The organism is Mesoplasma seiffertii ATCC 49495, from assembly GCF_000518725.1.
Lineage (GTDB): Bacteria > Bacillota_I > Bacilli_A > Mycoplasmatales > Mycoplasmataceae > Tullyiplasma > Tullyiplasma seiffertii.
In genome coordinates, this window is record NZ_KI912486.1 from 111,165 (window position 1) to 125,469 (window position 14,305).

A 14,305-nucleotide genomic window follows, 5' to 3' on the forward strand; every position below is an offset into this window, starting at 1 on the left:
GAAAATGGGGAACCAAAAATGGTTCCCCATTTTTTTTTTTTTTTTGGACCAAAGGAAAAAAATAAATTGATTCTACAGTTTAAAAGTTCAATTATTAAGGTGTAAAAAGAAGCGATCAAAAAAAGAAAGTGTAAAGATATGAAACCTAAAATTACAAAATCAGAGTTTGAATCTACTTACAACAAAATTAGTAAGTTTATTAACGTTACTCCAACAATATACGCTGTTAATTTAAGTGGAATTACTCAAAATGAAGTTTATGTAAAATTAGAAAATTTACAAAAAGCGGGCTCTTTTAAACTTCGTGGAGCCTTATCAAAAATTCTTTCAATTGACGAAAAAGACTTAGCCAAAGGAATTGTCGCAGCTTCTGCTGGAAATCATTCACAAGGAGTTGCCTATGCTGCTAAGATGCTTGGAATTGAAAAAGAAACGATTATTGTTATGCCAGAAAATGCTCCTAATGCAAAAATAAAAGCAACTAAAAGTTATGGAGTTGAAGTTGTTTTACATGGAAAGTTTTTTGATGATGCAAACAATAAAGCATTAGAAATTGTAAAGGAAACTGGAAAAACTTTAGTACATGCGTTTAATGATCTTGACATTATTAAAGGTCAAGGAACTATTGGAATTGAAATTTTGGACGCTGTTAAAGATTTGGAATATATTTTTATTCCTGTTGGTGGTGGTGGTATTTGTTCAGGAATTGGGCAATACGTTAAATTAGTGAACCCTAATTGTAAAATTATTGGAGTTGAAAGTGCTAATGTTCCATCATACTTTGAAGCCCGAAACTTAAAGCATCCAACTTTAGTTAAAGGCAAAACATCAATTGCTGATGGAATTGCTGTTAAGGAAACAGGTAACGTCACTTTTGAAATTCTTCAAGACGTAGTTGACGATGTTGTTCTTGTTTCTGAAGAAGAAATCGCGCAAGCTATTCTATTACTTTTCGAACACTGCAAAATTGTTGCTGAAGGTGCAGGAGCTACTGCTGTTGCTGCTGTTCTATTTAACAAGTTAAATTTAAAGAACAAAAAAATTATGTGTATTTTATCTGGAGGAAATATTGATGTTACTTCATTTTTAAACATTACCAATCGTGCTCTAATTGATTTACACCGTCGTGTAGTTTTACAAATAAAAGGTAACATTGATAAAAGTAACTTAGCTAAAATTACTACAATTATTTCTAATAATAAAGTTCAAATTCATTCAATATATCAATCACAACAAGAAAACTATTTAAAAATAAATGAAGAAACATATCATGTATGCATTGATATTAATGACCCTCAAGAATTATTTACAATTATTGAGCAAATTAAAGAGAAAGGATTTGTTTTAAATAACGAAGATTATTTAAAAACAATTTTATAAATTATGAAAATGTTTAATACAAAAAATGCCCCTGCTGCGGTTGGGCCATATTCGCAAGCTGTTATCTTAGACGATAAAAAAATCTTTGTTTCAGGACAGTTAGGTTTTGATTTAAAAACTATGACTTTACCAGAACATATTGAACAGCAAACACTAAATATATTGGAAAACATTGACAACATATTAAATGATGCTGGTTATACTAAACGAGATATTTTTAAAACCACAATTATGTTGAAAAATATCGATGACTTCTTAATTGTTAATGAAATCTACAGCAATTTTTTTGAAGATCACAAACCAGCTCGTAGTTGTTTTGAAGTAAGCAACTTACCAAAAGAAGCTTTAATTGAAATTGAAGTTATCGCTCAATACTAAAATAAAGGAGAAATTTATGATAATTGGAATACCAAAAGAAATTAAAAATAATGAAAATAGAGTCGCCATTGTCCCTGCCGGAGTTCGTACATTAGTCCAAGGCGGACATACAGTTTTTGTACAAACTGAAGCTGGACTTGGTTCAGGAATCACTGATGCCGAGTATGCTGAAGCTGGAGCTGAAATTGTTTCGCTTGCTAAAGTATGAGATGCTCAGATGATTATGAAGGTTAAAGAGCCTTTAGAACAAGAATTTAAATATATTAAGAAGGATCAAATAATTTTTACATATTTACACTTGGCTGCTAATAAAAAGTTAACTGAGTTTTTGAAAAAATCAGGAGCAATTGGAGTTGCCTATGAAACTATGGTTGGTCCTAAAAATGATCTTCCTTTATTAACTCCAATGTCTGAAGTAGCCGGACGTATGTCAATTCAAATTGGTGCGCACTTCTTAGAAAAAAATAATGGTGGTAGCGGAGTTCTTTTAGGCGGAGTTCCAGGAGTTGCTCCCGGTAAAGTAACAGTTATTGGTGGTGGTATTGTTGGTTATAGTGCAGCAAAAACTGCCGTTGGACTGGGTGCGGAAGTAACACTTTTAGATATTAATCCTAACCGTTTAAGAGAACTGGACAATATTTTCAATGGTCGTGTAAAACTATTAATTTCTAACTCAACTAATATTTCTGAGGCAGTTGCTAGTGCTGATTTAGTTGTTGGAGCTGTTTTGATTCCTGGAGATGTTGCCCCAAAAATTGTCAAAGAAACAGATATTAAAAAAATGCGACCAGGATCAGTAGTTATCGATATTCCTATTGATCAAGGAGGAATCTTTGAGACATCTGAAAAAATTACTAGTCATGAAAATCCTATTTTTATTAAACATAACGTAATTCATTATACTGTTCCTAATATGCCTGGAGCTGTTGCAAAAAGTTCAACTTTTGCGTTGACAAATTCAACTATTCCTTATGCTTTAGAAATTGCTAACAAAGGAATTATTGCAGCCGCTTTAGAAAACAAAACTATTAAAACTGGAATTAACATTTTCAAAAATGCAATTACTTTTGAAGCTGTTGCTAAAGCCTTCAATGAAGACTTTATAGATTTCATGAGTCTTATTTAGTATCCATAGAAAGGAAACATACATATGCAAAAAAAGACAAAAAAAATTAATAAAGCATATGAATTTATGACTCTGATTACAATGGTAATGGGAATGATGATTGGATCGGGAATTTACATTAAAAATCACTCAGGTGTTGGGGGAATTTTAGGTAATGCCGGTAACAATCCTTGAATTGCTATTATGATGTGATCAATATTTGGGGTAATCGCGACAATGATTATTTTAGTCTTTATTGAGGTTGCTTCTTCTACAAAAAATAAAGGTCATTCAACTTTACAAAACTGAGGTTCAAAATTTCTTGGACGAAAAGCTGGATCATTCTTTTCATTATTTTTAGTAATATTTTTTACTCCTGTTTTAACATGCGTTGGAGCGTTTTTATCAGTAAAAGTTGTATTTGATGGAATTGACGCTCTTTATGGTAAAGAATGGGCCGGTGAAACTTTACGTTTGACACTAAGAACACTATTTACTTTAATAGTTTTGTTAGGCTTCATGGTTATGAATATTTTTACAACAAAGCCTGGAGTAATTGTTCAAACTGTAACAGCTTTACTTAAATTTGTTCCCTTAATTTTGGTAATAATTGGCGGGATAATCTTACGTTCTCAAGGAAACGAAAATGCTTTTACTAATTCAAGCGGTAAATGAGAAATAAGTCATATTATTTTGACAATTACTCCAATAATGTTTTCATTTATGGGCTTTATTGAATCTGCTAGTTTACAAAAGGATATTAAAAATAAAGAAGTTGTTGCTCCTGCCCTATTTTGTGGAGTAATTGGAGTTTCTCTATTTTACGTGTTAATTTCTATAGCTATTTTCTTTGGAAGTAAAAATGGAAATGTATTTACATTATTTGATAACTTATTTGAAAAAGCCCCTGGATGAGCAATGTTTTTTAAAGTTATTGTAGCGATTACTGCAACAAGTGTTGTTAACGGCTACGCCATAACTGGAACAAAAGGAATTCTTTCTAGCTTTGAAGATGATTTATTTTATGCAAAACAAGGCTTTAAAGTTTCGCTTGTAAAAGCTGGAATTTTACAATCTGCTATTACTTTATTTCATGCAATAATTTACATAATCTTGGGTTGAATTTTTTACAAAGACATTATTCAAGTTGTGGATTTAATATCTAATACTGTTGCAATTGCAACGTTCACAATTTACTTGCTCATTATTTTTGGAGTAATCAGGAATCGTTTTACAAACAAAGTACAAGTGGACAAAGTCAAATATCTATTTGGTATCGCTGCATTCCCTTCAATCGCTCTTTCCCTATCACTTGTATATATTTATTACGATCTATTTTCAAAATTAGGTGATGCTAAAGGGTTCATTGAACCAGTCATCTTTATTGTAACTATGATTGCTCTAATAGGTCTATTTTTCTACAATGAACTTAAAATTAAACAAATCGGCACATTAAATTTCCCTGTGCTTACTCAATCAATTTCAAAATAATAAAAAACTTAGAGATTTTCTCTAAGTTTTTAGTTTTTGAATAACTCACTAAATTCTGACTCATTCATAATTTTTGCTTTCTCAAACTCTGCTTGTTTTTGCAAGTCATCATCAAAAGTGTAATGTTCTTGATTTTTAGAATTATAAATTTCATAATAATCAATTTCAGGAATATCTTCAAAAATATCGGTAATTAGCTGTTCATAGAATTTAAGTTGCAAAATTTCTTTCGCTTTATTTAATCGTGCAGTAGTTTTAAAATCAACTAAATGTCATTTATTATTATGGTCTAAATACAGCAAATCAAAGGTTCCATTATATCGACCATTTGACAGTGATACTTCACTATAAATTTCTTGGCAAGAAACATTTGCTAATTGTTCTTTAATTCATAAATATTCTTTAGTATGAGTTTGAATCGGTCATCCATTATAGGTATGTTGACACTTGCTGTCATCTTTTGCTTTAATATATTCACTCAGGCGATTGTGAACACATACTCCTTTTTCAATTCCTGCTTTTAAAGCATCAGCAGGTATGTCTTTAATCTTGAAAGGATAAATCACTTCAATTAGTTTGGTGATACTTGGTCCTTGTATGATTTCATTAGTTGCTGTTCAATAATATTCATGTGTTGCCTCATTAAGCTTAACAAGCGGATTTGCGTAATAGTCTTTAATTTTCATTGTTACCTCATCTTTATTCTAATTTTATCTTAAAAGGGCAAAAAACCATAAAAAAACGCCAAATACGGCGTTTCTAATTATTCAGAAACTTCTGTTTCTCCTTTAATGATTGCCATTAACTCAGCTACTTGTTTTTCCAAAGCTTCAATTCTTTCTCCAAAGCTTGGTCCTTCTCTTCTTGGACCACGGTCTCCACCAAAACTTCTTCCGCCGCGATTTCCACCACGATCTCCACCAAAGCTTCTTCCACCACCGCGATTTCCGCCACGGTCTCCACCATAACTTCTTCCGCCGCGATCTCCGCCACGATCTCTATCTCTGTCTCCACCGAAGTTTCTTCCACCACGGTCTCCACCATAGTTTCTTGGACCACGGTCTCTATCTCCGCCACGGTCTCCGCCATAGCTTCTTTCTCCACGGTCTCTATCTCCACCGCGATCTCTATCTCTTCTATCTTCACGGTCACGTGAAAATTCTCTATCAGAATTTCTTTCTGATGAATTTCTATCTCTTTTTTCCATTTTTCCTTTACGACCTCTTACGTCCAACTTCTGGTACTGGATCTCTTTTCAAGACCTTACAACATAATAACTTTTGGCAACTTATTCACGTTTTAATATCTCATATGTAATTGTATATGGTTATTTATGAAAAAGATAATTTATTTATAGATTATTAGTCTAGCGATTTTGTTTTAGACGATTAACAATATAGTTTAATGTTTTACACATTGACGGAACTGCTACTAAAAATAAAACGTAATCGACAGTTGTGTTTATAGCATTTAACGCCAATGAATATACTCAAATGCTATAGTTTTCTCAAGCGTAAGCAGCGTAAAATAAAACTCCTGCAATTACACGTGATAAATAAATAATAATTGTCGGAACAGTTACAAAAATAAATCAACTTGTAACATTAACCATTTTTGAATTAGTCTTAATTGGTCTAATAAAGCAACAGATTGAAATTGTAACGATTGGTAAGAAGTAGTCAAACATAAATGCTCCTGGCATTCCTGCGTCTAAATTACCTGGCATGAATCATGAAACAACTCCACAAATTGCACAAACGATAAACGTTTTAACGAAATCTGCAGCATAAGCCATAAAAAATAACGGTAAGAATTTTAATGATAGCGAAGTATATGCTGGAAGTTGTACAAATCCCATTACATAATCCAAAATTATAAACAAAGCAACGATCATCCCCATAAAGGTAATATCAAGAACTTTGAATTTTTCAATTCTAAGTTTTTTTCACTTTCATTTAATATGCATACTATTTCAAATTACTGATACTAAATTTAAGGTTACAATTGATAAAATTAAAAATTGCTTTGCATTTGCAGTCTCAATTTCTGAATCTTCAAAAAATGAAAATCCTAATAGGACTTGAACTGCAACGATAATTATATTTAATACAACCATCGCAAAAGTTAAAATAATTAAATTACCTGAAGAATCATTAACTGATCTTTCCTTGATATAAATTGTTGTTAAAGCTACAAATGCACTTACAAATAGAATACTATATAGTACACTTGCTCAAAAAAATATTTTTTTTTGCATAATTTATCCTCTCGAAAAGACAGAATATATAAATAATAAGGACTTCCTACGCTAGTATTAACTAGATCAGGTTCTAAGAGTATTTCTCAAACTTTTCAGTTACCTCTGCCTTTTCCCTTTCATTATAACCTATGAAAACAAATAAAAAAACATCCAAAGATGTTTATTCTAACACTAATTTAGTTTTAATTTTAAACAATTCTTGAGCATTGTCGCGAGTTGCTGCAGCAATTTCCGTACTTGTTGTCCCACGAATTTCCGCAATTTTTTGAACTGTTAATGGCAAGTATTTAGAATGATTGATACGTTTGTCAAATGGTACTGGTGCTGAATACGGTGCATCAGATTCCACCATTAAATAATTTAAAGAAATATTTTTGGCAATTCTTTGAACCTCAGCAATTTTAGTAACTTCTCCATTAAGTGAAATTGAAATTCCTTGATTAATAAATTTTTGAGCAATTTCTCAGGTTCCTTCAAATGAATGAACAACTCCAGAAGTAACTTTATGTTGTTTTAAAATTTCCAATGCATCATCATAAGCATTAGTTGAACCCTTTACATCACGAATGTGTAACATAATTGGTAAATTTAGTTCTTGGGCAATTTTAATTTGATTAATAAATGATTCTTTTTGTTGTTTGATATATTTAGTTGATCGATTATAATCCAAACCTGTTTCCCCAATGGCAACAACTTTATCAGCATGAGCCAAATCTTTTAAAAATTCATAGGCCTCTTCTGTAAATAAATGAGCTTCATTGGGATGAATTCCTACGACTGCAAAGACATTCTTATTTTTTTCCGCTTGAATGATAGCAACTTTAGAAGATTTAATGTCAAAACCAATGTTATTAATAAGATCTACTCCAACCCTATTTGCTTCCTTAACAATTTCTGACGATGTGATTTCCATTTCTGCATATGCACTATCATTTAGATGACAGTGAATATCATAAATTCCTGATGGCATAAGTAGTCCCCTTTTCCTATTAAGTTAATTATAAGTCTTAATTTTATTAAAAAAAATAGAAACCTTAAAGATTTCTATTTTCTTAAGATTTTCGTAACTCCTCGCTTAGTTTTGCAATCTTTGATTTAATTTTTTGCTTACGGATTTGAGTACGGGCCTTCTTGGCTGCTCGTGCTTTTTTCTTTTCATCACGAAGCTGTTTTTTTCTAAAATTGAAACTAGCCAATGTTAATTCATCGCGATGAATATGTTGATATATTTTACGGAAACAATAGTTTTCTAATCATTTTAATAAGAAAGTTGCAAAAGCTAAACTAAATGAAACAACTCATATTCAAGCTGGCATACTTGCTATTTTAAATCCAGAACTGATTCCGGGAACTACAAGTGTTCCAATATTTAAAATAAGTGCAAACATTATTGCAGCAATCATTCACTCGTTAATACGTAGTTTCTCGGCTTTTTCACGAGCAACTTTAACAGTGTAGTTACGTGTTTGAGTTGTTCAAACATAAAACACTGGAGCAAAAATAATTACTACATAAGCCGCAGTTGAACCTGCTTGGGCATTATCTGTTGCTACAGCTGCAATAAAGAAAGCCATTACCGCACAAACTGTATTAATCAGAGCCATTGATAAAATTTCTCATGAAATTCATTTAAAAACAGATTCCTTAGAACTTCGTGGTTGGTATGCCATCAAAGTTTCTTTAGAATGGGCCATTCCAATAGGAATTGCTAAAATTGTTTCTACAGCAAGAATATGTCATAAAACATTGATGTCTCCCAATGCTTTAATAATTCCGTCTGGAGTTCCATATTTTTCTCCGCTAATTGCAGTTATTGCTAAAACAATTAAAATTGTCAAAATTTGTGATAAGTTTGCTCCTAATAAGAAGGCAATTGAACGTTTAATTTTTTCATAAACGTTACGTCCTTCACGAACTCCTGAAATTATTGTTGCAAAGTTATCATCAGCTAATATTACTTTTGCAGATTCTTTAGCAACATCAGTTCCAGTAATTCCCATTGCAATTCCCACATCTGCTTTTGCAAGAGAAGGAGAATCATTTACTCCGTCTCCTGTCATTGCCACAATTTTTCCTTGAGCTTGTAATGCTTCAACAATACGAGTTTTATGCTCCGGATTTACACGAGCAAAAACATTCGTTGTCTTTAACTTTTCATTAAATTCTTCATCATTTAATTGATCAATTTCTTCACCAGTTAAACCTTCATAAAATTTTGAGTTTGATATTCCTAAACGTTTAGCAATTTCTAACGCAGTTATTTTGTGATCTCCTGTAATCATAATTACGCGAATTCCTGAATCATTTGCTCTCTTAATCGCACTTTTGGCTTCATTTCTCGGAGGATCCATCATTGCAACACATCCCAAGAAGATTTCATCTTGATCATATTCTTCAATTTTTTGATTTTGTTCTACATAAGCAAAACCTAAAACACGCAAAGCTTCTTTTAGCAATGGAGTACATTTTTCTTGAATTTCCATTTTCATAGTTTCAGTTAAAGGAACAATTTTTCCATCTACATAGGTTTTAGAACAACGTTTCAACAATTGATCTAACGCCCCTTTTGTGTAAACAACACGTTTTCCGTCAACTTCATTAACAGTTGTCATTAATTTTTTGTCACTATTAAAAGGAATTTCGTCCAATCTCGGATACATTTCACGATATTTTAGTTCATTTAGTTTTAGTAGTTGAGTTCAATTTGTTAAGGCTAATTCTGTTGGGTCTCCAATTTGGACTCCACCTTCACTTATTGAATCACTACATAACATTAAGGCATTTATAAAATGGAATGACTCTGGATCATTTTTATTATAGCGATAGATACGTTGATCTTGAATTTCGTTGTTGGTAAATACTTTTAAAATAGTCATCTTATTTTGAGTAAGTGTTCCTGTTTTATCAGAACAAATTACATTAACAGCTCCTAAGGTTTCAATCGCATTAAATGTTTTAACAATAACTTTACGATCAGCCATTTTACGGGCACTAATTGATAAAGTAATCGTAACAATAATCATAATTGATTCTGGAATTAGCGAAATTGCTGCAGAAATTGAAAAAATTAAGGCATCAACTAAATTTTCTGAAGTACGATTACTTTCTAAAAACATAATCGTAAAAATTAAACTACCTAATAAAACAGCAAAAATTGAAACTCACAATGTTAATTGACTCAATTTATTTTGCAAAGGTGATTTCTTTTGTTTTGTATTAGCAATACTTGACGCAATTTGACCAACAGCTGAATATTTACCAGTTGCAAAAACAACTCCTACTGCTCTTCCATCAGTAATAAATGTTGACATAAATCCTAAATTGATTTGGTCACCCAAAACCATCTCTTTATTCATTAAAGATTTAGTAACTTTTTCAACAGGTAAAGATTCTCCAGTCAATGCTGATTCATCAACTCTTAGCTTCGGTGATTCAATAATACGAATATCCGCTGGAATAAATTTCCCAGTTTCAATACATACAATATCCCCTCTAACAATATTTTCTACAGCTATTTCAACTTGTTTTCCATCCCGAATCACAATTGTTTTAGGCTCAGCCAATGATTTTAATGCATTCAATGATTTATGAGCTTTAATTTCTTGAATTGAAGCAATTAGCGAGTTAACCAATACAACTCCAAAAATTACACAAATACCAGCAATATTTTCACCTTTGAAAGAAATTTTTAAAGATAACGGCAAAATTATCGATAAAATTCCTGCCAAGATCATAAGCATTGCTAACGGGTCTAAAAAGGTTTTAAAGAAAATAACCAAATTCGAAGTTTGTTTGGCTTCTTCGAGTTTATTTGGTCCTTCTAACTCTAAACGACGTTTGGCTTCTTCTGAAGAAAGTCCAACACTTGGGTCAACATCAAATTTACTACAAATTTCCTTATTCGACATTGCATATCAACGTTTCAAATCTTTTTTCGATTTGACACTATTATTTACACTCATGACATAAACCTCCTGAGTTTCAAATTTTCTTAATTATAGCACTCTAAAATTTAGACTACTTGTCTTTTTGTTATATTTTGAAAAGCTTTTTAGCATTTTTTGTTGTTGATTCAATAACTTTTTCAACATTAATATTTTTTAGTTCAGCAATTTTTTGAGCAGTCAAAAAAATATATTTTGGATAATTGGTTTTCCCTCTATGAGGATGCGGTGTCAAATACGGAGCATCAGTTTCTAACAAAAGTTTATCTAACGGAATATACTGAGCAGCTGCTTGTAAATCTTTAGCATTTTTGAAAGTTACTGCTCCACCAATATTGATATAAGCTCCAATTTCTAAAAACTTTTGAGCATACTCAATGTTTGCTGAAAAACAATGAACAATCATTTTTTTAGGTTGATATTTTTTTAAAATCTCTAAAGTGTCATCATACGCCTGATACTGATCTTTTTCATCGCGAATATGCATTTGTAATACCAAATCATTTTCAATTGCGATTTCTATATGTTTAATGAATCACTCTTTTTGCAGTTCAATATCTTCTTTTGTATAAAAGTAGTCCAGTCCAGTTTCTCCAATTGCGATCACTTTTGTTTCAGTTGCTAATTGCTTTAATTGCTCATGTTCTCTTGTAGATTGATTGCTTACTTCATTAGGATGAATTGCAATTGCTGCATAAATATCGTCATATTTGGCAGCATAACTAATTGCTTTCAAAGATGACGGAATATCAAACGAAGCGCAAAGCCATGCGCCAACATTATTTTCATAACCTTCTTGTAATAAATCTCCAATCATCTCATCATTAAAAAAAGTTTCATCATTAAAATGAATATGAGCATCAAAAATTTTTTTATCATCAATCATGTTACACCATCCTTTATTAAGGTATATCTTATCAAAAATAAAGTTATAATAGTTATATATACAACTACAGGAGGTATATTATTATGAGTAATAAAATATTAGTTATTTCAGGTTCTGTTAGTCCAGTTGAGACTTCATACTCTGCTGAATTAACAAAAAAGTTTATTGAAGAATATAGAAAAACAAATCCAAATGATACTTTTGAGTATTTAGATTTGAATGAAGTCGCTATGGCTTCAAAGACTTTGACAAGAGCAACTATGGGAAATTATTTTAATGAAGAAGATTCAATAAAATATATTAAGCAGTTAAAAAGTGTTGATAAAGTTATTATGGTAAGTCCAATGCATAACTTTAATGTTACTGCGCTAGTAAAGAACTATTTAGACCACGTGCTTTTAGCAAATGAAACTTTTTCATATAAGTATTCAAAAAAAGGTGATGCAATTGGTTTATTGGAACATTTAAAAGTTCAAATCTTAACTACTCAAGGAGCTCCATATGGTTGATACTTATGAGGAAACCATACTGAATATTTAAAAGGAACTTGAGAGTTTGTTGCCGCTAAAGTTAACACACCAGTATTGCTGGCAGGAACAAAAACTGAACCACTAAGCAAATTAAGTCCAACAGAAGCTGTAAAAACTATTGAAAAAGAAATAATTGCTGCTGCTCAAACATTCTAAAAAAGTAAGTAACTTAGTTACTTACTTTTTTTCTCTGTTTTCAGGTGGTTTTTTCAATATTGTGAAATGCAATTACCAGTATACACATAAAATATAAATATTCCCATATGCCCAAAAAGTAAGATTATTGCAATTGCAAAAAATCCCGGTCAAGATAAAACATCAGGTGACAAGAATCAATACGGAAATAGTTCACGTTTTTCTTCTAAAGAGTTTCCTGCAATTCCGCTACTTTTCAACCATAGAAATCTATACAAAGCGAATAACATATAAATTCCAATATAAAACATAATTTTTCATGCATCTTTTCGCATTACTTCTTTAAGATTGCGTGGCTCATTAGCATATAAAAAGAAATGTAACAATAATATTGCCGGAATTACTAAGTGTCCCAAAATTGCTTTAGCGGTTTTATCTCAAGTATCTAAGGCATTTGCTGCATTCGATTTAGGAGCAATTATATTAGTAAACAACCCTGCAAAATATAAAATTCCAATAACTGTGTTAATTGAAACTACAAAAACTTCAAAGCAACTCAGTGAGCTATTTGGAGTTTTGTTAATTGCATTACAGAACGTAAAAATTGCATATACTAAAGTAACTGTTAAAGTTCAGTTACTATAATATTTCATTTGGTCGAAAAAAGACTTATTAAAATCAATATCGGTTTGTCTTGCCAAATCGGCAATATTAGTAATTGTAAAAGTCGCAATTGCCAAAATTATTAATACTGTCGCAAAGATATATTCGCTTCATAGTTGTTTTTTCATACTATTTACCTAAGCAATATTTTCGGAAAATGTTGTCAATAATTTCTTCGTCATATTGTTCCCCTATTAATTCATTTAAAAAATTTCAAGCTTCATATAGATCAACATTAACAATATCAATTGGCATAAAATTTTGAATCGCCTGAAGCGATTGTTGAATCTTTTCTTGAACTTTTTCAATTAAGGCAATTTGATTAATATTAATTAAAATTAATTCATTGGAAGCTAAAATTTCTTCATTGATGTACATATTTTGAATTTTTAAAATCAGTTCATCGATCTGATAATTAATAGCACTAGTAAAAATTGCTTCTGGGTATTTTGAAATAATCATTTTCAACTCTTCTTTACTTAAAAGTTCAGATTTGTTAACAATTAAAATATGTGGTTTATGACTTAATAATTTAAATATCTCAGTATTTTCTTCGTCATTAAGATTATCTTTTGTAACAACAAAAAGTACCAAATCTGCTTTATTGATAAGACTTTTTGACTTTTGAATTCCTAGCGATTCTACAACATCATCAGTTTGACGAATTCCCGCAGTATCGACTAAGTTTAAAGTTACATTTCCCAAACTAATTTGACCTTCAACGATATCTCTGGTTGTTCCTGGGATATCAGTGACTATTGCCTTATCCTCATTCAATAATGTATTTAAGATCGAAGACTTTCCGACATTAGTTTGACCAACAATTGCAGTTTTAATTCCTTCAACAGATTTATTAGCCATTTTTGAGCGAATCACCAGTTTCGTAACTTGTTGTTCGATCAAAACTAATAACTTTGTTAAATCACTAATGCTAGATCCCTCAATATCGTCGTAATCGGGATAATCAATAGAAACTTGGATTCGTGAAATAATATCCATTAAATTTGCTTTCAATTCAACAATTGCTTGATTATTGGCTCCGCTCATATTATCAATTCCAATTTTTAAAGCTAAATCATTAGTGGCATGAATCAAATCATTAATTCCTTCAGCTTGAATTAAATCAATTTTTCCATTCAAAAACGAACGTTGTGAAAATTCACCCTTCATTGCCATTCGAGCTCCCTGGTTTAAAATTAATTTAATGATTCGGTTAGTATTTAAAATTCCTCCATGACAAGCAATTTCAACAACATTTTCTCCCGTAAAAGATTGAGGATTTACGAAAGTTGTTAAAACGACCTCATCAACAAGGGCATTATTATCATAAAGTTTACGAACAAAAACCCCTTTTGTTAAAGGAACTGGTTTTTTTAATAACTGATTAGTAATTGCAAATGCATCATCACCACTTATACGAATTAAGGCAATAGCCTGGGTTGCAATGTTGGTTGCTGGCGCAACAATAGTGTCATTTAAATTAGCCATTCTATACCTCGCTCAAAACTATTATATAAAAAATAAGACATAAAG

The 14,305-nt window shown here is 31.2% G+C and carries 13 protein-coding genes and 1 riboswitch; of the genes, 5 read left to right on the plus strand and 8 right to left on the minus strand.

Going from position 1 to position 14,305, the window contains the following annotated elements:
- The first annotated feature begins 138 nt into the window (after positions 1-138).
- Genes ilvA through L872_RS0103580 form a run of 4 tightly spaced genes read left to right on the plus strand, consistent with a single transcriptional unit; the run spans position 139 to position 4,354 of the window.
- The gene (gene ilvA / locus L872_RS0103565) at positions 139-1,380 is read left to right on the plus strand and encodes a threonine ammonia-lyase (protein ID WP_027063467.1); all 1,242 of its coding nucleotides are present in this window, start codon (positions 139-141) and stop codon (positions 1,378-1,380) included.
- 3 nt (positions 1,381-1,383) lie between these two features.
- Positions 1,384-1,758: a Rid family detoxifying hydrolase gene (locus L872_RS0103570; RefSeq protein WP_027063468.1), complete on the plus strand. Its 375-nt coding sequence runs from the start codon at positions 1,384-1,386 to the stop codon at positions 1,756-1,758.
- A 16-nt stretch (positions 1,759-1,774) separates the two neighbouring features.
- Positions 1,775-2,884, plus strand: coding sequence for an alanine dehydrogenase (gene ald / locus L872_RS0103575; protein WP_027063469.1), 1,110 nt, complete (start codon positions 1,775-1,777; stop codon positions 2,882-2,884).
- A gap of 24 nt (positions 2,885-2,908) precedes the next feature.
- Positions 2,909-4,354 (plus strand): APC family permease, encoded by a 1,446-nt coding sequence (locus tag L872_RS0103580; protein WP_027063470.1) that lies wholly within the window; start codon positions 2,909-2,911, stop codon positions 4,352-4,354.
- Between the two features lie 29 nt (positions 4,355-4,383).
- Here L872_RS0103580 and L872_RS0103585 read toward each other — a convergent pair whose 3' ends face one another.
- From L872_RS0103585 to L872_RS0103610, 6 genes are all read right to left on the minus strand, one after another.
- Entirely contained in the window at positions 4,384-5,040 is a 657-nt protein-coding gene (locus L872_RS0103585) for a PD-(D/E)XK nuclease family protein (protein ID WP_027063471.1), read from the minus strand.
- Positions 5,041-5,117: 77 nt separating this feature from the next.
- The gene (locus L872_RS05170) at positions 5,118-5,561 is read right to left on the minus strand and encodes a hypothetical protein (RefSeq protein WP_027063472.1); all 444 of its coding nucleotides are present in this window, start codon (positions 5,559-5,561) and stop codon (positions 5,118-5,120) included.
- A 159-nt stretch (positions 5,562-5,720) separates the two neighbouring features.
- Positions 5,721-6,611, minus strand: coding sequence for an energy-coupled thiamine transporter ThiT (locus L872_RS0103595; protein ID WP_027063473.1), 891 nt, complete (start codon positions 6,609-6,611; stop codon positions 5,721-5,723).
- Positions 6,612-6,637: 26 nt separating this feature from the next.
- Positions 6,638-6,728, minus strand: a riboswitch (TPP riboswitch).
- A gap of 46 nt (positions 6,729-6,774) precedes the next feature.
- Positions 6,775-7,584 carry a TatD family hydrolase gene (locus L872_RS0103600; protein WP_027063474.1) on the minus strand — a complete coding sequence of 270 codons (810 nt, stop codon included), beginning with the start codon at positions 7,582-7,584 and terminating at the stop codon, positions 6,775-6,777.
- An 82-nt stretch (positions 7,585-7,666) separates the two neighbouring features.
- Entirely contained in the window at positions 7,667-10,576 is a 2,910-nt protein-coding gene (locus tag L872_RS04775) for a cation-translocating P-type ATPase (RefSeq protein WP_051418464.1), read from the minus strand.
- Positions 10,577-10,646: 70 nt separating this feature from the next.
- Entirely contained in the window at positions 10,647-11,444 is a 798-nt protein-coding gene (locus L872_RS0103610) for a TatD family hydrolase (protein ID WP_027063475.1), read from the minus strand.
- Positions 11,445-11,527: 83 nt separating this feature from the next.
- On the opposite strand from L872_RS0103610, the gene L872_RS0103615 reads away from it, so the two are divergent.
- Positions 11,528-12,130 carry an FMN-dependent NADH-azoreductase gene (locus L872_RS0103615; RefSeq protein WP_027063476.1) on the plus strand — a complete coding sequence of 201 codons (603 nt, stop codon included), beginning with the start codon at positions 11,528-11,530 and terminating at the stop codon, positions 12,128-12,130.
- Between the two features lie 17 nt (positions 12,131-12,147).
- Here the strand turns inward: L872_RS0103615 and L872_RS0103620 are convergent, their stop codons facing one another.
- Positions 12,148-12,900, minus strand: coding sequence for a hypothetical protein (locus L872_RS0103620; protein WP_027063477.1), 753 nt, complete (start codon positions 12,898-12,900; stop codon positions 12,148-12,150).
- A 1-nt stretch (position 12,901) separates the two neighbouring features.
- Positions 12,902-14,260, minus strand: a complete 1,359-nt coding sequence (gene mnmE, locus L872_RS0103625; protein ID WP_027063478.1) for a tRNA uridine-5-carboxymethylaminomethyl(34) synthesis GTPase MnmE — start codon at positions 14,258-14,260, stop codon at positions 12,902-12,904.
- Positions 14,261-14,305: the final 45 nt, after the last annotated feature.